19 protein-coding genes and 2 tRNA genes are annotated in these 21,868 nt (G+C 41.2%); 15 read left to right on the forward strand and 6 right to left on the reverse strand.

Annotated elements, in window-relative coordinates; all coding sequences use genetic code 11:
* Window positions 1-128: 128 nt before the first annotated feature.
* From U9670_RS02780 to msrB, 4 genes are all read right to left on the reverse strand, one after another.
* Window positions 129-205 (reverse strand) — tRNA-Asp (locus tag U9670_RS02780).
* Window positions 206-210: 5 nt separating this feature from the next.
* Window positions 211-286: transfer RNA gene (locus U9670_RS02785), tRNA-Val, on the reverse strand.
* 244 nt (window positions 287-530) lie between these two features.
* The gene (locus tag U9670_RS02790; RefSeq protein WP_323841278.1) at window positions 531-1,019 is read right to left on the reverse strand and encodes a glutathione peroxidase; all 489 of its coding nucleotides are present in this window, start codon (window positions 1,017-1,019) and stop codon (window positions 531-533) included.
* Between the two features lie 63 nt (window positions 1,020-1,082).
* Complete coding sequence (gene msrB / locus U9670_RS02795; RefSeq protein WP_323841279.1) at window positions 1,083-1,508, reverse strand: peptide-methionine (R)-S-oxide reductase MsrB; 426 nt, start codon at window positions 1,506-1,508, stop codon at window positions 1,083-1,085.
* 281 nt (window positions 1,509-1,789) lie between these two features.
* On the opposite strand from msrB, the gene U9670_RS02800 reads away from it, so the two are divergent.
* The 5 genes from U9670_RS02800 (at window position 1,790) to U9670_RS02820 (ending at window position 8,525) form a co-directional block, all read left to right on the forward strand.
* A complete protein-coding gene (locus U9670_RS02800) occupies window positions 1,790-3,379 on the forward strand; it encodes an aminotransferase class I/II-fold pyridoxal phosphate-dependent enzyme (RefSeq protein ID WP_323841280.1) in 1,590 nt (529 codons plus the stop codon).
* Window positions 3,380-3,631: 252 nt separating this feature from the next.
* A complete protein-coding gene (locus tag U9670_RS02805; RefSeq protein ID WP_323841281.1) occupies window positions 3,632-5,308 on the forward strand; it encodes a nitrite/sulfite reductase in 1,677 nt (558 codons plus the stop codon).
* Between the two features lie 43 nt (window positions 5,309-5,351).
* Window positions 5,352-5,867 (forward strand): DUF934 domain-containing protein, encoded by a 516-nt coding sequence (locus U9670_RS02810; protein WP_323841283.1) that lies wholly within the window; start codon window positions 5,352-5,354, stop codon window positions 5,865-5,867.
* Between the two features lie 138 nt (window positions 5,868-6,005).
* Entirely contained in the window at window positions 6,006-7,370 is a 1,365-nt protein-coding gene (gene cysG / locus U9670_RS02815; RefSeq protein WP_323841284.1) for a siroheme synthase CysG, read from the forward strand.
* A gap of 120 nt (window positions 7,371-7,490) precedes the next feature.
* The gene (locus U9670_RS02820; RefSeq protein WP_323841285.1) at window positions 7,491-8,525 is read left to right on the forward strand and encodes a mechanosensitive ion channel family protein; all 1,035 of its coding nucleotides are present in this window, start codon (window positions 7,491-7,493) and stop codon (window positions 8,523-8,525) included.
* A gap of 135 nt (window positions 8,526-8,660) precedes the next feature.
* Here U9670_RS02820 and sthA read toward each other — a convergent pair whose 3' ends face one another.
* A complete protein-coding gene (sthA, locus tag U9670_RS02825) occupies window positions 8,661-10,238 on the reverse strand; it encodes a Si-specific NAD(P)(+) transhydrogenase (protein ID WP_323841286.1) in 1,578 nt (525 codons plus the stop codon).
* Window positions 10,239-10,311: 73 nt separating this feature from the next.
* Complete coding sequence (ppsR, locus tag U9670_RS02830; protein WP_323841287.1) at window positions 10,312-11,196, reverse strand: posphoenolpyruvate synthetase regulatory kinase/phosphorylase PpsR; 885 nt, start codon at window positions 11,194-11,196, stop codon at window positions 10,312-10,314.
* A gap of 246 nt (window positions 11,197-11,442) precedes the next feature.
* On the opposite strand from ppsR, the gene ppsA reads away from it, so the two are divergent.
* The 10 genes from ppsA to rpsA all read left to right on the forward strand — a co-directional run bounded on the left by ppsA (window position 11,443) and on the right by rpsA (window position 21,620).
* A complete protein-coding gene (gene ppsA, locus U9670_RS02835; RefSeq protein ID WP_323841288.1) occupies window positions 11,443-13,803 on the forward strand; it encodes a phosphoenolpyruvate synthase in 2,361 nt (786 codons plus the stop codon).
* A 187-nt stretch (window positions 13,804-13,990) separates the two neighbouring features.
* Window positions 13,991-14,278: a hypothetical protein gene (locus U9670_RS02840; protein WP_323841289.1), complete on the forward strand. Its 288-nt coding sequence runs from the start codon at window positions 13,991-13,993 to the stop codon at window positions 14,276-14,278.
* On the forward strand, window positions 14,220-14,900 hold the full coding sequence (locus tag U9670_RS02845; RefSeq protein ID WP_323841290.1) for a tetratricopeptide repeat protein: 681 nt from the start codon (window positions 14,220-14,222) through the stop codon (window positions 14,898-14,900). The genes U9670_RS02840 and U9670_RS02845 overlap by 59 nt, the downstream gene beginning before the upstream one ends.
* Window positions 14,901-15,424: 524 nt before the next feature.
* Window positions 15,425-16,090, forward strand: coding sequence for an MFS transporter (locus U9670_RS02850; protein ID WP_323841291.1), 666 nt, complete (start codon window positions 15,425-15,427; stop codon window positions 16,088-16,090).
* A 15-nt stretch (window positions 16,091-16,105) separates the two neighbouring features.
* Window positions 16,106-16,675, forward strand: coding sequence for a hypothetical protein (locus U9670_RS02855; RefSeq protein WP_323841292.1), 570 nt, complete (start codon window positions 16,106-16,108; stop codon window positions 16,673-16,675).
* 89 nt (window positions 16,676-16,764) lie between these two features.
* A complete protein-coding gene (locus tag U9670_RS02860) occupies window positions 16,765-17,718 on the forward strand; it encodes an RDD family protein (protein WP_323841293.1) in 954 nt (317 codons plus the stop codon).
* A gap of 48 nt (window positions 17,719-17,766) precedes the next feature.
* Entirely contained in the window at window positions 17,767-18,483 is a 717-nt protein-coding gene (gene ung / locus U9670_RS02865; RefSeq protein ID WP_323841294.1) for a uracil-DNA glycosylase, read from the forward strand.
* A gap of 36 nt (window positions 18,484-18,519) precedes the next feature.
* Window positions 18,520-19,053, forward strand: a complete 534-nt coding sequence (gene tadA, locus U9670_RS02870; protein ID WP_323841295.1) for a tRNA adenosine(34) deaminase TadA — start codon at window positions 18,520-18,522, stop codon at window positions 19,051-19,053.
* A gap of 17 nt (window positions 19,054-19,070) precedes the next feature.
* Window positions 19,071-19,775 carry a (d)CMP kinase gene (gene cmk / locus U9670_RS02875; protein ID WP_323841296.1) on the forward strand — a complete coding sequence of 235 codons (705 nt, stop codon included), beginning with the start codon at window positions 19,071-19,073 and terminating at the stop codon, window positions 19,773-19,775.
* A gap of 171 nt (window positions 19,776-19,946) precedes the next feature.
* Window positions 19,947-21,620: a 30S ribosomal protein S1 gene (gene rpsA, locus U9670_RS02880; protein ID WP_323841297.1), complete on the forward strand. Its 1,674-nt coding sequence runs from the start codon at window positions 19,947-19,949 to the stop codon at window positions 21,618-21,620.
* Window positions 21,621-21,868: the final 248 nt, after the last annotated feature.

Genomic DNA, 21,868 nt, shown 5'->3' on the forward strand with positions numbered 1-21,868 from the left:
AAAAAAGATAAGGCGTGCAAGGTGGTATTATAGCACAAGTTGACTGATGACTCACAAGACCGTCTTAACGATGGCGTACTAAGCAATAAAAAGTCCCAAATCGTTAAGATTTAGGACTTTTTGTATAATGGCGCAGCGGACGGGACTCGAACCCGCGACCCCCGGCGTGACAGGCCGGTATTCTAACCAACTGAACTACCGCTGCGAACATGGTGGGCGGTAACGGATTCGAACCGCTGACCCTCTGCTTGTAAGGCAGACGCTCTACCAACTGAGCTAACCGCCCATGTTCTTTTAACTCATCAAATGCAGTAACTTAAATATTTATTTGACTAATATTAATTTTACTGTGTTTGTTTGTTGTGGTGCGTATTATATAGATTTTTAAGATGGTGTCAAATACTTTTTTATCTAACTGTTTAAAATATTTTATAGGTTGTTGATTTTGTTATTAAATTTATTTAATAACCACCCAAGTATTACTTAGGTGGTTTTTTGCTCTTATTACAAGCTACCATGGTCAAACAAAACTAAGACAGGATACCCAATGCTTTTTTGATGTCTTTTTCTAAGTCGCTGGGTTTGGTTGTGGGGGCATAGCGACCAACCACTTTTCCATCACGACTGATTAAAAATTTGGTAAAGTTCCATTTGATTGCATCGCCTAAGATACCGCCTTGTTGGGATTTTAAGAAATTGAAAACTGGGTGAGCATTGTTGCCATTGACATCAATTTTTTGCATCATCAAAAAATCTACGCCATAATTTTTCTGGCAAAATTCACCAATTTCGCTGTTATCATAGGGTTCTTGTCCGCCAAATTGATTGCAAGGAAAGCCAATGATAACCAAGCCTTGTTGGTGGTATTTGGCATGCAATTCTTGTAGTCCTGCAAGTTGTGAGGTGAATCCGCATTTGCTGGCGGTATTTACGATCAGCAAGGCTTTATCTTGAAAGTCCTTAAAATCAATGTTGTTTCCAGTGATGTCATTGGCACTAAAATCATAAATTGTAGTCATGGTGTTCTCCTAGGGGTTGGGGTTGGTTGTTTAAAAATTATTTTAAATTTAAACATTAAATAATCAGCGTGCCTTAAAATCAATGGCAACCGAATTAATGCAGTATCGTAAGCCTGTCGTTTCTTGTGGACCATCTGGAAAAACATGGCCTAAGTGTCCGCCACAATTTGTACAAGTAACTTCAATGCGTCTCATGCCATGCGACAGGTCAAGTGTTTCGGTTAAGGCGGTATCAGTCTTGGTTCGATCAAAACTTGGCCAGCCACAACCTGAGTGAAATTTATGCGTACTATCAAATAATATTGCATGGCAGCCACGACAATGATATACGCCATCATCTTTACTGTCGGTGTATATACCTGTAAAAGGGCGTTCTGTACCTTTTTGGCGTAGTACATGATACTCATCGGGGCTTAGGCGTTCTTGCCAGTCGGCTTCGGTCATTTGACGAATCTGCTCTGGGCTTAAGGCTTGGTCGGATAATGACATAAATTCTCCTTATTTTTGGTTTAAAAGTTATTAAAGTTTTTGTGCTTAAGTTTGGTATAAATGGTTGTTGTGTTTAATAAATACAAGAAAAAACAAGAAAAATATGAAGATTTATTATATTTGCAAGATTTACTTGCATTTTTAATATCAAGTGAATGATTTTTACATTTTTGCCATGAATTTTCTTGCAAATTAAGAAAAAATTACTTAGAATGATTGCAGATTTTAACCATTTTTAGCAAATTTTTTGTTAAACTTTTTACAAAGTTGCAAGTTGAATCATGACGAACTTAGAAGACAGGCAAAAATTGCAAGGCAAGCGTCTAAAACAGCTTCGCAAACAACTGGGTATCTCTGCCAATAGGCTTGCTCATCAGTTAAACGAGCAGGGAGCGAGTGTCAGCCGTGGAGCAATAGCCAATTGGGAATGCGGTAAAAATGGTATTGCCAGCAATAAGTTACCTATTTTGGCAGCTTTGCTCAATACCACAGAAAGCTATCTTTTGACAGGTCAGGGCGAGCCAAACGCAACCAATACGGTAAATACGACAAAAAATGTGCAAGTCACTAAAAAGTCATTACCTTTTAATCATCATACAGACATACAGGCGAACAGCATGAGCCAAGCCAATCAAATGAATAGACCTTTAAAAAAATCCAATAAACTTGCCAATGTCTGTTATGACATTCGTGGCGAGTTGTTGCAGACAGCCAATCGTATGGAAGCAGAAGGACAAAGGATCATTAAATTAAACATTGGCAATCCTGAGCCATTTGGTCTTTTGCCACCTGATGAAATTGTGCAAGATGTGGCAATCAATTTGCAAAATGCTTCTGGCTATTCAGATTCTAAGGGGATTTTTGCCGCTCGCAAGGCGATTTTACAGTATTACCAAGCTAAGGGTTTATTGTCTGCCACTGATGTTAATGATGTTTTTATCGGTAACGGTGTGAGCGAACTGATTGTGATGGTCATGCAGGCACTTTTAGATGATGGTGATGAAGTGTTGATTCCTATGCCTGATTATCCGCTGTGGACGGCGGCAGCAAATTTGGCAGGTGGCAAAGCGGTGCATTATCGCTGTGTTGAAGAGGATAACTGGCAACCAGATCTTAGGGATGTTGAAAGTAAAATTACGCCAAATACCAAAGGTATTGTGGTGATTAACCCAAATAACCCCACAGGTGCCTTGTACTGTGATGAGACATTAAAAGGCATTGCTAATTTGGCACAAAAATATGGGCTAGTCATCATGGCAGATGAGATTTATGACCGTATTTTATATGATGATGCGGTGCACACACCTATGTGCACGATTACTGATGAGTCTTTGGTATTGACCTTTAATGGCTTGTCTAAGTCGCACCGCATTGCAGGGTATCGCTCAGGTTGGGTAATGCTGTCTGGCAAAAAAGACCATGCCAATGATTTTATTGAGGGTTTGACCATGTTGGCGAGCATGCGTCTGTGTGCTAATGTGCCAGCTCAATATGCCATTCAGACTGCGATGGGTGGTTATCAGTCCATGCAGGCTTTGACCGCACCGACAGGGCGACTGTGCAAACAGCGAGATTTGGCAGTTGCTAGGCTAAATGCCATCAAAGGCGTGAGTTGTACTGTGCCACAAGGAGCGTTTTATTGTTTTGCTAAAATTGATCTTGATGTTTATCCAATCAGCAATGACATGCAGTTTATGATGGACTTGCTTGTTCAAGAAAAAGTATTGATGGTGCAAGGGAGTGGCTTTAATTGGGATAGGCCAGACCACTTTCGTGTGGTATTTTTGCCCAATCTGATTGATTTGGAAGATGCGATGGATCGTTTAGATAGATTTTTTGCAGCCAAACGCCGTGAATTTGGTACAGAATAATACAGAATAAAATGATGTGCAATCAACGATATGGTAGTGTTTAAAAAAAAGCTCACTTAAATGGTGGGCTTTTTTGTTGGGTGTGTGTATGGACTTAATGGTTGTCTCATTGCTTCTTAAATATACCCAAACTTGCTATTGATATGCTGTTTTTGAATTTTAAATTTTGGCATGAAATGCTTAATATGGTTGACCTAAAAGTTAGTGTTAATGCCAAGGCTAGGACCAAATTCAGCACCAAAGGAAAAAAATATGTATCAATATTCTTATACTGACCAAAAAATTGTTGATGAGCGAGTGGCACAATTTCGTGATCAGACTCAGCGTTTTTTGGCAGGTGAATTGTCAGAAGAGCAGTTTTTGCCACTGCGTCTGCAAAATGGACTTTATATCCAGCGTCATGCACCAATGCTTCGCATTGCCATTCCTTATGGATTGATGGCAAGCCATCAACTTCGGGTGCTGGCTGAGATTGCTCGTGATTTTGATAAAGGTTATGCACATTTTACTACTCGCACCAATTTACAGCTCAACTGGTTAAAAATTGAAGAGGTGCCTGATATTTTAGCAAAATTGGCAACTCATCAAATGCACGCCATTCAAACATCAGGTAATTGTATCCGCAATACCACAACAGACCCCTATGCAGGCATTCATGGTGAGGAGGTGGCCGACCCACGCCCATATTGTGAGATTATTCGTCAGTGGAGTACTTTTCACCCTGAATTTGCTTATCTGCCAAGAAAATTTAAGATAGCGGTGATTGGTACAAAGGTGGACCGTGCTGCCACTCAGGTGCATGATATCGGCTTGCATTTGGTCAAAAAAGATGGGCAAATTGGTTTTGAGGTCATTGTGGGTGGTGGGCTTGGGCGTACACCCATCATTGGTAAAGTGATTAATGAATTTTTACCAAGAGAGCATCTGCTAAGCTATCTTGATGCGATTTTAAGGGTGTATAACCTAGAAGGACGCCGTGATAATAAATATAAAGCACGCATTAAAATTTTGGTAGAAAGTCTGGGCAAAGAGGTGTTTGCCCAAAAAGTTGCTGATGAGTGGAAGTGCCTAAAAGATGGTGATTTGACCTTAACGCAGACACATTTTGCTAAGGCGGAAAGCTACTTTACCTTGCCTAATTATGAGCAGATTGACGCATTAGCCGCTCAAAATAACCTACAAGAATACTTACAGAACAAAGATTTTGACAACTGGTATCAGCACAATACCGTTGCCCATAAAGTGGCGGGCTATCGTGCGGTGGTGATTTCATTAAAAGCAGGTATGGTTAATGGTAAATATGTACCATCTGGTGATATCACTGACGCACAGATGTTTGCTCTGGCGGATTTAGCAGACGAATATAGCATGGGTGAGATTCGTGCCACCCATCATCAAAATTTGGTACTTGGCGATGTAAAAATTAGCGACTTATACACCCTTTGGCAAAAGTTGGTGGCGTTAAATTTGGCTCGTGCAAATATTGGCACATTAACCGACATGACGGTATGTCCTGGCTTTGATTATTGTGCACTTGCCAACGCCACAACACACAACATTGCTGCCAGCATTGAAGCTAAATTTAATGATTTGGATTATCTGTACGATTTAGGTGATATTCGTCTGAATATGTCAGGTTGCATGAATGCTTGTGCACATCACCATGTGGGCGATATTGGCATTTTGGGTGTGGATAAAAAAGGTGAGCATTGGTATCAAATCAGCTTAGGTGGTAGCTCTGGTGAAAACACCAAACTTGGACAAATTCTAGGGCGTGCGGTAGCGGCTGACCAAGTGGCCAATGCAATCAATACCATTGTAAAAGTCTATCAAAATGAGCGTATCATTATTGATGGGCATATAGAGAGCTTTGCACAGGTGGTGGAGCGTGTGGGTATTGTGCCATTTAAGATGGCGGTTTATACATAATTTTGGACATTAAAAATTTGGATATTAGAAAAAAGGAGTGGTTATGGTAACGCAGGTCATCAATATAGATGGTATGGCAAATATTCATGAAAGTGCAGAGGATTTCTTTTTAATCACCAGTTTAAAAGATAAGCCATCAGAGTATTTGGGCTTTGATATGAATGCCTTAAAAGCACATGATCAGGGTAAAGGTACTTCACTTAGTACACCAAGCGATTATCATGATGCCAGCGGACTGCTCTTGACAGCCAATGACACCATAGAGACGGTAAAAGCAGTACTTAATCAAACATCGATAAAGCTGTTTGTGGTCTATGTGCTGGATTTTAAAGATGGTCGAGTATTTAGCTTGGTGCGTCAGCTTCGTCAGCTGGACACACAGGCACGAATCATCGTTGCAGGTGAGTTTGGGCTTGACCAAGCATCTTATTTTTATAAATCTGGTGCTGATGGTTTTGTGGTATCGTCCGAACGCATTACCCTACTTAAAAGCACCTTGAATGACCTAAAAACAGCACACGCAGGCATTTCAGCCAACGCCTTGCCGATGTTTTGCTAAACCAATGTTTTGTAAATATTTACTTTCCTTTGTGTATGTGCCGATGATTATTGGCGTATTGATTTTGATTGCCAATCATTTTAATTGACTGTTTCAAGTTTAATTGTCAGGCTTGGCCTTATTTTGTGATGAATGATGATGAATACCTTGCCGTTATTTTTTAATTTAAAGCATCGAAGTGTTTTGATTGTCGGTGGTGGTGATGTTGCCAAACGAAAAGCAGATTTACTGCATAAGGCTGGTGCAAGCCTTATTGTGCTAGCAAATAACTTTGATGATGAATTTTTGGCATTTTTGCATGATCATCAGCACATGGTTTTGCACAAGCCTTATCACAGTTTGGATTTGACGAGCATTGCAAATGAGCATCAGCTTGCTTTGATGATTTGTGCCACAGATGATGATGCTCTAAATGTCCAAGTTCACGCTGACGCCAAGCGTCTAGGAATTGCCATTAATGTGGTGGATTGCCCATCATTGTGTGATTTTATCTTTCCTGCAATTGTTGATAGAAGCCCAATTGTTATTGGTGTTTCAAGTAATGGTAGGGCGCCTGTGTTGGCAAGGCTGATTCGTGCTAAGATTGAAAGCCAACTGCCATCTGGTATTGGTAAAATTGCTAAATTGGCGGGAGATTTTCGCCAAATCGTCAAGAAAAAGTTACCAACCATTACTGAGCGTCGCTATTTTTGGGAAAAAATTTTTAATGACGCATTGGCCGATAGAGCGGTGGGTGCTTTGTCGGATGAGCTTGATGATTTTGTGGCGAACAATGAAAAAACAGGTGAGGTATATATTGTCGGTGCTGGTGCTGGCAACTTGGATCTATTGACTTTTAAAGCGTTAAGACTCATGCAACAAGCAGATGTCGTGCTGTACGATGCCTTAGTATCACCTGATATTTTGGATTTATGCCGTCGTGATAGTGATAAGATTTTTGTGGGGAAAAAACGAGTCAATCATACCAAGACCCAAGATGAGATTAATGCACTCATTGTTAAATATGCCAAGCAAGGCAGGCGAGTGCTACGCTTAAAAGGTGGTGATCCTTTTGTGTTTGGGCGTGGTGGCGAGGAGATGCTTGCTTGCCAAGAAGCTGGCGTGCCTTATCAGGTGGTCAGCGGCATCACATCAGCGTTGGCGGCAAGTAGCTATGCGGGCATTCCTTTGACGCATCGTGGGCTGGCGACCAGTGTGCGGTTTTTGACAGGCTGTTATAAAAGTGGCGATGTGTTTGATGGGTTAAAAAGTGTCTATCAACCTGACGAGACATTGGTTTTTTATATGGGTTTGCATACTTTGGCAAAAATTGTAGACGGTCTGGTTTTGTCTGGTCTGTCAGGCGATACGCCGATTGCCATCATTTCAAATGCCAGTTTGCCTACGCAACAGGTATTGATAGGTACGCTAAATGATATCGTCCAAAAAAATGAACAAGAACAACCATCTGCACCTGCAATTATTATTGTTGGGCAGGTTGTCTCGCTATACCAAGCAGATTGATTTTCTTTCGTCTTTACAAATGCAAAAAGATGAATTTTAAATGAAAATAAGATACAATGATGCACTTGCTGGGCTTATTTTTGAATATCGTCATTGATTTAAAGAGTACTGGGTGCGACCATGACAAAACAAACCATAAATAATGTGGTAACAAATGTTGCCAAAGAAGTAGAGCAAACAACAGAATCCACCAAGGATGTGGTCAAAGATGTGACAAAAGCAACCTCTCAGGGTTTGGAAAATGGTACCAATGATGTACTACAATTTTTGGGCGTGCCAGTTGATATTGATGGGTTAATGCAGTATGGCTTAGAGCTTGGGGTTAATCTTCTACTTGCTTTGTTCATCTTTTTTGCAGGGAAATGGGTTGGCAAGCGTCTTTTGTCGGTGGTTAATCGTGTTTTAGAAAGTACGCAACTTGATCAAACGGTGGTTAATTTTTTAAACAACCTTTTGTATGGCGTGATGATTGTTGCTGTTTTATTGGCGGCACTGAATAAACTGGGGATAAATACCAACTCATTCGTAGCGGTTCTGGGTGCGGCAGCAGTGGCGGTCGGTATGTCGCTAAAAGATCAGTTGTCTAATTTGGCAGCGGGTGTGATGATTGTGGTATTTCGTCCATTTAGTCGGGGTGATTATGTTGAGGTGGGTGGTAAAACTGGTACGGTGATTGAGATTACATTGGTCAATACACGCATCAGAACACCCAGCAATCACGAGGTCATCATTCCTAATGGTGATATCATGACGACATCTAGTACCAATTATTCATCATTGCCTACACGCCGAGTTGAGGTATTGGTTGGTATTGGTTATCAAAGCGACATACAAACAGCACGCAACATTATGTTGTCGGTTGCCAAAGAGCATGAGCTCATTTTGTCAGAGCGTGAGCCTTTGGTTAGAGTAACTGCTTTATCAGAAAGCTCGGTGGATTTGACGCTGTATGTATGGACGCAAAATGATGACTGGTTTGGGGTACAGTGTGATTTATTGGAACAAATAAAATACGCTTTTGATGAGGCTGGGGTGGATATCCCATTTCCAAATCGTACACTGCATTTAGAAAGTCTTGATAATTTGACAAAGTTACTACAAGAGCAAAGTATTGATAAAATGTCAGATTTGACAAAGCAGCATAATAAAGAGTGATGATAGCAGAGTGATGGTTATAATGAACAGTGGTGATCATGATGAGTAAACAAAAAATCCCTAATACATTTAGGGATTTTTTGTTTTGTGGTATTTATCATAACCATCATGTTTTAGGTCAATATAAACGGCTATTTAAAAAATACGATTTAAGCCGTTGAGTGCTGCCACACGGTAGGCTTCAGCCATCGTTGGGTAGTTGAAGGTGGTGGAGATAAAATATTCTAGCGTGTGGCCACATTTCATGACTGCCTGACCAATATGAATGATCTCGGAAGCATGATTACCATAGCAATGAATGCCCAAAATTTCTAAGGTCTCACGGTGAAATAAAATTTTTAATACACCAGAGCGTTCACCAATGATCTGTGCGCGTGCCAAATGTTTAAAAAATGCCTGTCCAACTTCATAAGGAATTTGGTCTCGTGTTAAGTCTTCTTCGGTCGCACCAATACTTGAAATCTCAGGAATGGTATAAATGCCAGTTGGTACACTATCAATGAATTCAGCTTGCTCATCACCTACCATAAAACCTGCGGCGTTGCGTCCTTGGTCATAAGCAGCAGAGGCCAGTGATGGCCAGCCAATGACATCACCAACTGCATAGATATTTGGTATGTTGGTGCGATAGGTTTTATCAACTTCAAGCTGGCCACGATTGTTGGCTTTTAGACCAATGGCTTCTAGGTTTAAACTTTCGGTATTGCCCGAGCGTCCATTGCACCATAAAATGGCGTCGGATTTAATTTTCTTACCGCTTTTTAGGTGTAATATCACACAATCATCATGAGTTTCTAGGTGGTGAATTTCTTCATTATTGCGAATGCGTACGCCAAATTGTCGAAAGTCATGACTGAGTGCATCAGAGATTTCATTATCCAAATAGCTGAGCAACTGGTCCTTATTATTAATCAAATCAACAACATAACCCAAGCCTGTAAAGATAGAAGCGTACTCACAGCCAATCACCCCAGCACCATAGATGATGATTTTACGAGCGACATAATCCATTTGTAGGATTTTGTCAGAATCAAAGACTCTTGGGTGGTCAAAGTCCAAAGCATCTGGACGATAGGGGCGAGAACCAACAGCAATGACTGCTTGGTTGAAAGTAAGGGTTTGTTTAATGCCGTCTTCTGGTGATTCAACTTGTAAAGTATGTGTGTCCACAAAACTGCCCCAGCCTTGAATGATTTCAATGCGATTGCGTTCATAAAATAGGCGATGGGTATTGACCTGGCTTAAAATAACTCGGCGAGCCTTGCTGAGTACTTTATTGAGTGGCACTTGAAAGTTGTCTGTAAATGAGCTAAACAAAGGGTCTCGCCGCATGGCAATGATGTTAAAAACCGATTGACGCAGTGCCTTGCTGGGAATGGTACCAACATGAGCACAGTTACCACCCACTTGGTCTCGTGGGTCAATGACAGCAACTCTTAAGCCTGATTTGGCAAGCTTCATCGCAGCTGCCTCACCTGCAGGGCCTGCACCCAAGACGATGGCATCGTATTCATAACCATGTTTTTTGTGTTCTTTGGCACCGCTTGGCGTATGCAGTTCAATGCGTTGGCCGTCTAGTGGGCTGATGAGCGTTTGGTGAATGAGATCGGCATCTACCTGTTCGTGAATTTGTGAATTGGCGTCTTTGATGTCATGGCTTTGACTAATCGCTTCCTTCTTTACCGTGTCTGTATTTACTGTTTTTTTGGTCATGGATTGGCCTTGTTTTGGTGAGTTGTATTTAACATGAATTGTGAATATGAAGGCTGGCAGTGCTGATTAAAATTTATCCGATGCGTCTGGCAAGCCCAGTAACTTGTAAAATGCGTGTGGCGATTTCTTCAACACTCATCTCCGACACATTCAAATTGGGGATTTTTTGGGTGTTATAAATCGCTTGAATTGCACGCTGTTCTTCTTGGCACTGAGCAAGCGAAGCATAGCGACTGCCTGCTTTACGCTCTTGACGAATCCTAACCAGTCGTTCGGTGTCAATCGTTAGGCCAAACAGCTTATGGCGGTAAGGTTGTAATACCTTGGGTAGATTGCTGGCGTCCAAATCGTCCTCGGTGAACGGGTAATTGGCTGCACGAATACCAAACTGTAAGGCAAGATATAGTGATGTCGGTGTTTTGCCCGAACGAGATAGGCCAACTAAAATAATATCTGCACCATCATAATGGTTGGTGCGTGCACCATCATCATTATCAAGTGCATAATGCACCGCATCAATACGAGCTTTGTAATCTTCTGAATCCACATCACCATGTGCCATGCCTGAATGTGAATTGGGAGTTTCACCGATTTCAGTGGCGATGCGATGGATTAGACCTTCGTAGATATCAAGGTTGGTTGCATCTGCACCATTGATGATGGTGCGAATTTCATCACTGACAATTGTATCAAAGACGAGTGGTTTTAGCCCTGATGAACGATGTGCTTCATTGATTCTACTGACTGCTTTATGGGCCAATTCTATGGTATCTACATAGGGAATGATTTTGATATCAAATTTAACATTGCCAAATTGACTCAGTAATGAGCGTCCCAAGGTTTCGGCGGTAATGGCTGTGCCATCAGAGATAAAAAATGCACTACGCAAAAGTACTTGTGATGTGCTGAGTTTTTCTTGTGTTCGTTGGTTTGATGCGGTGGGGGTGTGAACATACATGGCTTATCCTTTGTCCTTGTTGATGCGCCAATATTTGAAAATTCACAAAAGTATAGCATAAAAAACGCTTAATTTTGAGTGATATTTGGCAATCAACGGAAATTTTCTTTAAAAAAATGGGTATTTATAAGTTGGTAAAAATCATTTTTAAATAAAATATCACTTATTTTTATAAAAAATAACATTGAGTATTGGTTAATTTACCGCTATAATTTAACAAATTTTTATACAGTTGGGGGAAGTCTCATGACACAAGTCATTCCATTTAGTCGTCTTGGTAAAGATGATGTAGAAATCGTCGGCGGCAAAAACTCATCATTGGGTGAGATGATCAGCAATCTTGCCAATGTTGGTGTGTCTGTGCCAAATGGCTTTGCCACCACTGCAGATGCCTTCAATCGATTTTTAAACGAGTCGGGTTTGCTTGATAAAATCAATGCTGAGTTAAAGGGGCTTGATGTCGATGATGTTGAAAAATTAACCGAAGTTGGTGCTAAGGTGCGTGGTTGGGTTATTTCTCAGAAGTTGCCAAGTGATTTGGAAAATGAGATTCGGGCAGCTTATGATGAATTGACTGGCGGTCAAGATGTGGCGGTGGCGGTGCGTTCCAGTGCTACCGCTGAAGACTTGCCTGATGCTTCTTTTGCAGGTCAGCAAGAAACATTTTTGAACATTCGTGGCATTGATAATGTTTTGATCGCCATTAAAGAGGTTTTTGCCAGCCTTTATAATGACCGTGCGATTGCTTATCGTGTGCACAAAGGCTTTGAACATGCAGGCGTGGCACTGTCAGCTGGCGTACAACGCATGGTGCGTTCAGAGACTGGTACCAGTGGTGTGATGTTCACATTGGATACCGAAAGTGGTTTTGATGAGGTTGTATTCATCACTGCAAGTTATGGTTTGGGTGAGATGGTGGTGCAAGGGGCGGTAAACCCTGATGAATTTTATTTATCCAAAAAACTGCTGGCAGAAAATCGTCCTGCTGTAATACGCCGTAATCTTGGTTCAAAGCACATTAAGATGGTTTATGGTGATGAAGGCACAACCAAGCGTTCTACTAAAATCGTTGATGTGGATAAAAGCGAGCGTCAGCAGTTTGCTTTAAGTACAGATGAACTGACCGCTCTTGCCAAGCAAGCTTTGATTATTGAGAAGCACTATGGCTGTCCTATGGATATTGAGTGGGCAAAAGATGGTGATACTGGTGAATTATTCATTGTGCAAGCACGCCCAGAAACGGTAAAATCTCGCCAAGATAAGACCAGCATGGAGCGTTATGTCATCAATAGCAAAGGGGCGAAAGTCTTGTGCGAAGGGCGCTCTATTGGTCAGCGTATCGGATCTGGCAAGGTGAAGATTGTAACCAATCTCAATGAAATGAGTAAGGTACAAGACGGCGATGTATTGGTTTCGGACATGACCGATCCAGATTGGGAACCTGTGATGAAGCGAGCATCTGCCATCATTACAAATCGTGGTGGCCGTACTTGCCATGCAGCGATTATCGCCCGTGAATTGGGCGTGCCTGCGATTGTCGGCTGTGGCAATGCTACTGAGTTATTGGCAGATGGCCAAGCTGTTACGGTATCATGTGCCGAGGGTGATACAGGGTTTATTTATGATGGGTTGCTTGATTTTGAAGTGCAAAAAAATTCGGTATCTAGTATGCCAGAGCTTGCCTTTAAAGTGATGATGAATGTTGGTAATCCTGACCGTGCTTTTGATTTTGCTCAAATTCCTAACGAAGGTGTGGGTTTGGCAAGACTTGAATTCATCATTAATCGTATGATTGGTGTGCACCCTAAGGCTCTACTTAATATAGACAGTCTGCCACAAGAAACTCGCCTACAGGTTTTTGAGCGTATGGCAGGCTATAATTCACCTGTAGAGTTCTACATCAATAAACTCATCGAAGGCATTGCCACGCTTGCTGTTGCTTTTAAAGATAAGCCTGTGATTGTGCGTATGAGTGATTTTAAATCCAATGAATATGCCAACCTCATTGGTGGCAAGCTTTATGAGCCACATGAAGAAAACCCCATGCTTGGTTTTCGTGGAGCAAGTCGCTATGTTTCGGAGAATTTCCGTGACTGCTTTGAGCTTGAATGCCTTGCTTTAAAATATGTGCGAAATGATATGGGTCTGACCAATGTTAAAATTATGATTCCATTTGTTCGCACCACAAGTGAAGCAGAAGCGGTGATCAGACTGCTAGAAGAAAATGGCTTAAAGCGTGGTGAGAACGCTCTTGAAATCATCATGATGTGTGAGCTACCGACCAATGCTTTGCTTGCTGATGAATTTTTACAATATTTTGACGGCTTTTCTATTGGCTCAAATGACTTGACGCAATTAACCTTGGGTCTTGACCGTGACAGTGGCATTGTCTCGCACTTGTTTGATGAGCGAGACCCTGCAGTCAAAAAGCTACTTGGCATGGCGATTGAAGCCTGTCGCAAACAAGGCAAATATGTCGGCATTTGTGGTCAAGGACCTTCTGACCATCCAGACCTTGCCAAATGGCTGATGGAGCAGGGCATTTCATCGGTATCGTTAAACCCTGATACAGTGCTAGATACTTGGCTGTTTTTGGCAGATAAATAGCTTTTATATTACTCTATAGCGTTTTCCGCAGGTCTTTTTATCTAAATTAAAATAGACCTGTGGAATTTTTTTTAATCAAATTTATTGATTTTATAAAAATTACATGCTAAGAATTGGGTATGTTATTTTGTTGGTTTAAAGGACTTTGATATGAATAGGATTAAAAATTTGGAATTCGTTGTTTATCATGACAGTAGAGATATTGTTGCTTTTTTCTGCTGTAAAAGATTTGTTTGGAAAGTTAGGCTTGGATGAGAAAAGCTTTAACCCAAGTTTGTCCAAATATCTATATTTATTTTATCCTACTGATACTATTGTAAAATCTAACTTTTATCGGTGTGATTTGAATTTAACAGAAAAAATCCCTTTAGAGCAAAGAATTCGTTATAGAACTAAAAATGTTTTGGATTCAACATATGCTGCAATTATTGATTACCTTAATAAAAATATTGGCGAAAAGAAAATTTCTATCTGAACAAATGTTGAAAAACCCTATAATGTCTGAGTATTATTTAGACTTAATGCTGAATGACGACAATATCCAAAAGTATAAAAACGGTTCTAGGTATTTTAAGGCTATGCTATATGCTAGAATGCATAGTCAAGAAATTCAAAGTATAGAGAAGTCAGAACGCCTATTAGAACAAGCCTATGATGCAATTGTAAACTCTAGTGAATATGTAGAAAATCACCCAAGTGCAATTTTTTCCGCTTTATTTAATCGCAATGGATATGCTTTGGTCTTGTTTAGGAAGGATAGAGTAGAGGAAGCGAAAGACTTGATGGTGGATTGTATAAATAAAATTGATAAACTATCCATCTATGATAGAGAGGAGGAGTTGGAGTTGTATCGTTCTGTTTTAGTGTATAACCTAGCTCAATGTTATGAGAAGCTTGGGGATTATAATAATGCTATCATTTCTCTAAACAAACTTTTGGATAAAGATGAATTGATGGATACTTATTATTTGGATTTATCAAGAATTTTTGGGCTTGTAAATGATCTAGATTCCGCTATATCTAGTTGTAAAAAAGCAACCTCAATCAATCATTATAGCCATCAAAACTGGGCAATGCTTGCTTATTGGCAATTGTAGAATCAATTATATACTGAGTCGGCAAATAGTTATTATTATGCTTATAAGCTCTGTCTTGATTCTAAAAAGTCTTTGAGTTACCTAAATAATGCCCTTTATTCAAAAATTTCATCCAAAAAAAATGATTGTTGCTTGAATGCAGAGCGAGTATTAAAAGAACTTATAATGCACGAGGAATTGTTTGTATTGGATGAGAGTGAAGTCATAAGATCTTTTAGCTTGTTGGCGGAATCAGAATTGCACAGAGGTAACAATGAGCAAACTCTCACTTATTTGTCATTAGCACTAGATAAGTTTCCTTATAGTGTTATTTTAAAGCAGAATTATGATTATTTAAGTTCATTGTAACTTCAATAAAATACGGTTAAGTATTAACCTAACCGTATTTCTACTTCTTGCACAGAATAAATAATTAAAAACTAGGGTTGATTGTAAAGCAAATCGTGATCAACTTTTTGTGCTTTTGGGGCTTGAATTACCAATTGCATAATAACTTCCTTTTTAAAGTGAATCGAGGTTTTTTGATGATTAACGCAATTTTCTCATCTCATGCCAGTTTAAAATGGTATGCTTTTTTTACCTTGTTTTTCCAGATGGGCATGGCGGTGTCGCTGGCAGCCATGCCGCTGTATTTTAAGCATGAAAATGCGTTGGTTGCTTATGGCATGGCATATTCAGTCATGGCGGTTACAGGGGCGTTTTCTTTTGCTTATGGCTTATTTGTAGATAGGATTGGCTTTGCTAAGGCGTTGATGTTTGGGCTGCTGCTGTATGCGTTCGCCTTGTCCATGCGAGTATTTACCAGTCCGATGATTGCCATCATGACCGCCATCATGGCAGGCGTTGGAGCTTCTACGGCACTGCTTGCCAAGCGTGCTTGGATATTTCACATTTCACAAAGCGATGATAACAATACCACGCAGCTGACCGCCATCAATTCAATATTAGGTAATGCCAGTACGCTGATTGGCACCGCCCTTGTATCTGTGGCGGTGTTTTTGTTTGGTTCGGTGTATTTTTGGCTGCTGTTGTTGGCAGGGTTGCTGGTACTGGTGGCGGCGTTTTTTGCTCGGCATAATCTAAATCCCAGCCCTACTTTTAATTCCAATTCCACTTCCAATCCCAGTACAAATGCCAATAGCAATACGCCCAGCAACAAATCCAGTTCGGCAATGCAGACGGTAAAATAAACATGGACAGTGTTTGTGGGCTTGTTTGTGCTGGCAAACTTTGTGATGGGGGTGTATGTTGGGCTGTTTAAGCCTTATTTGATTTTGATGTTTGTGGATTATGGCGTGCCTGAGTCCAAGTCTGTCTTTATTTTTCTTTTGACAACGCTCATGACCATCGTGGTAAATGCTTGGCTATTAAAGCATCATTATTGGGTAAAAAACACGCCTTTTGTGGGTTATTTTGTGGCGATGGCAGGTTATGTTAGCTCGTTTTTGCTGATGGCGATAGGGCTGTATTTTGAGCTTGGGCTTTGGCTGTTGGTGTTGGCGGTATTGGCAAGAAGTGCTTTTTCGGGCTTGGCGGTGTCTTTTGAGGAAGTGCTAGAATACGAGCTTTTTGATAAGGCGGTCTTGGCGACAACACTGGGCTTGACGCAGACGGCATTTTTGGCAGGCGATGCGGCAGGTTCTTTGCTGACGAGCTTGTGGATTGTGCCAAAGAACAGCGATGATTATGCACGGCTTTGTCTGTATTCTGCGGCGTTGGCGGTGGTGCATGTGGCGGTGTTTGCCTGCCTAAAAATAAAGTCTAGGCGGCGATAGGCTGACAACACAGCTTACAAAACCCAGCTTGTATTGTCATCATCTTTTGGTTACAATAATCGGATTTTTAACACTTAAAAAAGTATGCGATGATGAAAATCTATCTGGCAAGAAACAATGTCCAAGCAGGACCTTATAATCTTCATGAACTCAATGTCATGCTCGCCTCAGGCGAGGTGCTGCTTGATGATTTGATGTGGCATTCTGGCATGGCAAATTGGCAGAAAATTGGCGAGATGACGGGTGGTCAAGCCTACTATCAGCCTGCCGTGCCACAGGGCAATGCGGTACAAAACAGTCATGTACAAAGCCACACGCAAAACCATGCTCACAATGAGCAGCGTGGCTTTGGCGATAATGTGGATTTTCAAGCTGGCAAGCAATCCGATGAGCAAAAGCGAGTGAGCGTGGCGGAGCTGTATGGGCGTAAGCCTGAGGCTGATAAGGTGCTAAAACCCATCGCCACGCCATCTTTGACAAAGCCTGTGCATTCGGCAGGGGTAGAGTATGCGTCTGTGGGCAGTCGTTTTTTGGCGTTGGCGATTAACATGACTTTGTTCATTGTGGCGTTCATGCCTTTTGTTTCGGGGCTGATGAAACTCAATCCCGACCAACAAAAAATGACCACAGGCACCTTTGAAGCTCGCATGGCGTACGCACAGACACTGGCGGAGCAGCTACCAAGCCAAGTGATAACGATGACCTTGATGCTTTTGGGCGGCTTTGTGCTCATTCAGCTGCTTTTGATTGTGATGCGTGGTCAGTCCTTTGGTAAGTTGGTTATGGGCATTCGTGTCGTTGATGAAAAAACAGGCAAGCTGCCATCGTTCATGTCGCTTGTAGGGGTGCGTACATTGTTGTTGGTGGTGATTTATTGGGCGGTCTCTGCTTTGCCATTTAACTTAGCATTTGTACTGGTTGGGATAAACTACTTCATGGCAAGTGGTCATTCTAAAAAACAAGGTTGGCATGACCGCCTTGCCAAGACAGTGGTGGTGAAAGCAAATCCAAGCCAGCTTGATAAAACAACAAAAAATTCTTAATTTTTAATTTTTTAAATTATTTTTACACGATTAGCTATTTTTATTATGATGAATGATTTTACCCCTGAGCAATTGGCCATCTTACAAAAAGTGCAATTGCCAAATGACTGGAAAACAGCACTTGCTCACGAATTGGTGAGTGAGAATATGGCAAAATTGCGTGAATTTTTACGCCATGAATATGCTCAGGGCAAGACAATTTACCCACCTAAGGATAAGATTTTTAATGCTTTAAATACCACGCCTTTGTCTGCTGTCAAGGTTGTGATACTAGGACAAGATCCTTATCATGGTGCAGGACAAGCGATGGGATTGTCATTTTCTGTGCCAAAAATCATTCCAAAACCACCAAGCCTACAAAATATCTTAAGTGAACTTGCTACTGATTTGGGTGTGCCTATCTCGGTACATGGAGATTTGACACATTGGGCAAATCAAGGCGTCTTATTGCTTAATGCAACTTTGACAGTAGAAAGTGGGCAGGCAGGCAGCCATCAAAACCGTGGCTGGGAAGGGTTTACTGATGCGGTGATTGATGTCATCAATAAACAAACCGACAAGACGGTTTTTATATTATGGGGTAGTTATGCTAAGAAAAAAGGGCGGTTTATTGATGCATCTCGCCACTTAATCCTGACTGCAACACACCCATCGCCATTGTCGGCAAATCGTGGTGGGTTTTTTGGCTCTCGCCCTTTTTCGCAGACTAACACATACTTAGCTAGACATGGCAAGACGCCTATTGATTGGCTATTGCCACGATGATGAAGCTAATGGTTTGTCTTATTAAGAGGTGGTAAAATGATGGATTTTGCCACGCTGACATTTTGGTCGCTGTTTGATGTCGCTATGATGAATAAAGCATTACAGCTTGCTAGACATGGAGTAAGTCAAGATGAAATTCCAGTGGGGGCAGTGGTGGTGCATGAGGGAAAGATTCTAGGTGAGGGTTTTAATTGCCCCATTGGTACAAACGATGCGACACATCATGCTGAGATAGTTGCCATTCGTCAGGCTTGCCGAGCAATTAACAATTATCGCCTACCTGCCAAAAGTACATTGTATGTTACACTTGAACCTTGCACCATGTGTTTTGGGGCGATTATTCATAGCCGTGTCAGTCGTGTGGTTTTTGGTGCTTATGAGCCAAAAGCTGGCGTGATAACCAGTCAGCTTGATTTGCCAAATCAGACTTTTTATAATCATAAAATCAGTGTTCAAGGTGGGCTTTTGGCGTATGAAAGCGGGCGAGTTTTAAGCGAGTTTTTTAAAAAAAAGCGACAGGAAAAACGCCAAATCAAGCAACAAATAACTAAAAAATCAAACAGCGAGTAAATAATGAGTACAAAGTCATGACAAATCCAATCATCATCACGATTGACGGACCGTCTGGGGCTGGCAAAGGGACGGTGGCATATCGCCTTGCTGAGTATTTTGGCTTTGAGCTGCTTGATAGCGGAGCTTTATACCGCATTGTTGGCCTGCTGGCTCATCAAGAGGGTCTGTTGAATAAGACCGATGAAACTGATGAAACACTAGAAGATAAGTTGGCGACATTCACCAAATCTTTGAAATTATCATTTCTTCCAAACCCAACTGCTAAAACGGTTGAAATTTTAGTGGACAACCAATTATTGCAACAAGATATTCGCAATGAGGTGGTGGGAGGGTATGCGTCCCAAGTGGCTGTTTTTCCAAAAGTTCGCACTGCTTTGCTTGATTTACAAAAAAATATTGCAAAAGAGAAGGCGGGTCTGGTGGCAGACGGTCGAGACATGGGGACGGTGGTATTTCCTGACGCGTCCGCCAAGGTATTTTTAACCGCAAGTGCTCAGACACGAGCAAATAGGCGTGTGATGCAATTACAAAATTTAGGCAAAGTGGCGGATTATGAAGCCATTTTAGCAGATATTGTGGCCAGAGATGAGCGAGACGAAAACCGTGTGGCCGCCCCCAGTCGCCCTGCATTAGATGCTTATGTCATAGACAGCTCAAACAAGTCGGCGGATGAAGTTTTTGATGAAATTTTGTCATTTATCAAGGCCAAGCTATCTTGATGCTTGCTCGTTGCATACAAAATGCTATCTATCTTGTCAAGACTGTGATATAATTGCTAGGTTTATTATTTTTGTGCTGTTATTAAGCTAAAAACCAGTATCTCTTAATGACGCATATCACCAGAACCGTACTGAGCTGGACAGGCTACGGCTAATTTTAAGGTATTACTAATGAGTTTATCATTTGCTGAACTGTTTGAACAAAGCAACGCCAACGAAATCAAGGTTGAAATTGGTGCTGTGATTTCTGGTACTGTTGTTGCTATTGACAACGAGCGTATCACTGTTGATACTGGCCTTAAATCAGAAGGCTTTATCGCTCGTTCAGAATTTTTGAACGAAGCTGGTGAATTGGAAGTTGCTATCGGTGATAAAGTTGATGTTGTTGTTGAAAAAGTTGACAACGGTATGGGCGAAACCGTGCTTTCTCGTGAAAAAGCAAAGCGTGAGGAAAGCTGGCGTGCACTTGAACAGCTTCATGAAAATGACGAAATTGTTACTGGTCTTATTTCTTCTAAGGTTAAAGGTGGCTTTACCGTTGAAATCGGTTCTGTGCGTGCATTCTTGCCAGGTTCGTTGGTGGATGTTCGTCCAGTGCGTGAAACTACTCATCTAGAAGGTAAAGAGCTAGAATTTAAGGTTATCAAGATTGATAAACAACGCAATAACATTGTAGTATCTCGCCGTGCAGTGATGGAAGCTGAAAACAGTGCTGAGCGTGATGAACTGCTTGCCAAGCTAGAAGAAGGTATGGAAGTCAATGGTATTGTTAAAAATCTAACCGACTACGGTGCATTTGTTGACCTAGGTGGTATTGATGGTCTTCTGCACATTACTGATATGGCTTGGAAGCGTATCAAGCATCCATCAGAGGCGGTAGAAGTTGGTCAAGATCTTAAAGTTAAGGTATTGAAATTTGACCGTGAGCGTAACCGTGTTAGCTTGGGCTTAAAGCAGCTTGGCTCTGATCCATGGGGCGAGGTTGAAAAAACTTACCCAGTTGGTACCATCACTAAGGCTCGTGTAACCAACCTAACTGATTATGGTTGCTTTGCTGAAATCGCTGAAGGCATTGAGGGCTTGGTGCATGTTTCTGAAATGGATCATACCAACAAAAATATCCATCCATCAAAAGTTGTTCAAGTTGGTGACGAAGTTGATGTCATGGTTCTTGAAATTGATGGCGAGCGTCGTCGTATCAGCTTGGGCATCAAACAAACCATGCCAAACCCATGGGCTGAATTTGACAAAAACCATGCTAAGGGCGATAAGATTTCTGGTACCATCAAATCAATCACTGACTTTGGCCTGTTCATTGGTCTAGAAGGTGGTATCGATGGCTTGGTTCACCTATCGGACATCTCTTGGACTGAGTCTGGTGAAGAAGCTATCCGCAACTATAGCAAAGGCGATACTGTAGAAGCAGTTGTTCTGCAAGTAGATGCAGATGCCAACCGTATTAGTTTGGGTATCAAACAGCTTAATTCTGACCCATTTAATGAGTATCTATTGGCCAATGACCGTGGTGCCATCGTAAAAGGCTTGGTAAAAGAAGTTGATGCCAAGGGTGCGGTGATTACACTGGCTGACGAAGTTGAAGGTTACTTGGCCGCTGCTGATATCTCTCGTGAGCGTATTGAGGATGCGTCAAAAGCTTTGAATGTTGGTGATGAAGTTGAAGCGAAGATTGTTCGTGTTGATCGCAAATCTCGTGGCATTACTTTATCTGTCAAAGCTAAAGATGAAGCTGATGAGCGTCAAGCCATCAAAGAGCTTTCTAATGCTGCATCAGACAATCAACCAAAAACACTGGGCGATATTTTTGCCGACCAGCTAAAAGGTTGATTTCTACTTGGTGATAAAAAAAGAGCGGTTTTTACCGCTCTTTTTTTATGTGTATCTAAAAAGAGGTTTGTACATGACATATGGTTGGCACGCCAATTGCAAAATATTTTAAAAATATGATAGAATGTTTGCTAGATTGATGAAAATTCACAAAAATTTATTCACATTTAGTGATTTTTCCGTTATTATTATATTTCTATTTTAGATATAATATTTGAAGAAAAAAAACTTATACAAAGATTGAATTT

It is taken from the genome of Moraxella tarda (genome assembly GCF_035181405.1).
Classification (GTDB): Bacteria; Pseudomonadota; Gammaproteobacteria; order Pseudomonadales; family Moraxellaceae; genus Moraxella.

Excerpts from the sequence above, each read along its gene's own strand:
- ppsA (WP_323841288.1), top strand. The coding sequence starts at position 11,443 with ATGACACAAGTCATTCCATTTAGTCGTCTTGGTAAAGATGATGTAGAA.
- U9670_RS02810 (WP_323841283.1), top strand. The coding sequence starts at position 5,352 with ATGGTAACGCAGGTCATCAATATAGATGGTATGGCAAATATTCATGAA.
- ppsR (WP_323841287.1), bottom strand. The coding sequence starts at position 11,196 with ATGTATGTTCACACCCCCACCGCATCAAACCAACGAACACAAGAAAAA.
- U9670_RS02845 (WP_323841290.1), top strand. The coding sequence starts at position 14,220 with ATGCTGCAATTATTGATTACCTTAATAAAAATATTGGCGAAAAGAAAA.
- sthA (WP_323841286.1), bottom strand. The coding sequence starts at position 10,238 with ATGACCAAAAAAACAGTAAATACAGACACGGTAAAGAAGGAAGCGATT.
- U9670_RS02860 (WP_323841293.1), top strand. The coding sequence starts at position 16,765 with ATGATGAAAATCTATCTGGCAAGAAACAATGTCCAAGCAGGACCTTAT.
- tadA (WP_323841295.1), top strand. The coding sequence starts at position 18,520 with ATGATGGATTTTGCCACGCTGACATTTTGGTCGCTGTTTGATGTCGCT.
- U9670_RS02790 (WP_323841278.1), bottom strand. The coding sequence starts at position 1,019 with ATGACTACAATTTATGATTTTAGTGCCAATGACATCACTGGAAACAAC.
- U9670_RS02805 (WP_323841281.1), top strand. The coding sequence starts at position 3,632 with ATGTATCAATATTCTTATACTGACCAAAAAATTGTTGATGAGCGAGTG.
- ung (WP_323841294.1), top strand. The coding sequence starts at position 17,767 with ATGAATGATTTTACCCCTGAGCAATTGGCCATCTTACAAAAAGTGCAA.
- msrB (WP_323841279.1), bottom strand. The coding sequence starts at position 1,508 with ATGTCATTATCCGACCAAGCCTTAAGCCCAGAGCAGATTCGTCAAATG.
- rpsA (WP_323841297.1), top strand. The coding sequence starts at position 19,947 with ATGAGTTTATCATTTGCTGAACTGTTTGAACAAAGCAACGCCAACGAA.
- cmk (WP_323841296.1), top strand. The coding sequence starts at position 19,071 with ATGACAAATCCAATCATCATCACGATTGACGGACCGTCTGGGGCTGGC.
- U9670_RS02850 (WP_323841291.1), top strand. The coding sequence starts at position 15,425 with ATGATTAACGCAATTTTCTCATCTCATGCCAGTTTAAAATGGTATGCT.
- U9670_RS02820 (WP_323841285.1), top strand. The coding sequence starts at position 7,491 with ATGACAAAACAAACCATAAATAATGTGGTAACAAATGTTGCCAAAGAA.
- U9670_RS02800 (WP_323841280.1), top strand. The coding sequence starts at position 1,790 with ATGACGAACTTAGAAGACAGGCAAAAATTGCAAGGCAAGCGTCTAAAA.
- cysG (WP_323841284.1), top strand. The coding sequence starts at position 6,006 with ATGAATACCTTGCCGTTATTTTTTAATTTAAAGCATCGAAGTGTTTTG.
- U9670_RS02840 (WP_323841289.1), top strand. The coding sequence starts at position 13,991 with ATGACAGTAGAGATATTGTTGCTTTTTTCTGCTGTAAAAGATTTGTTT.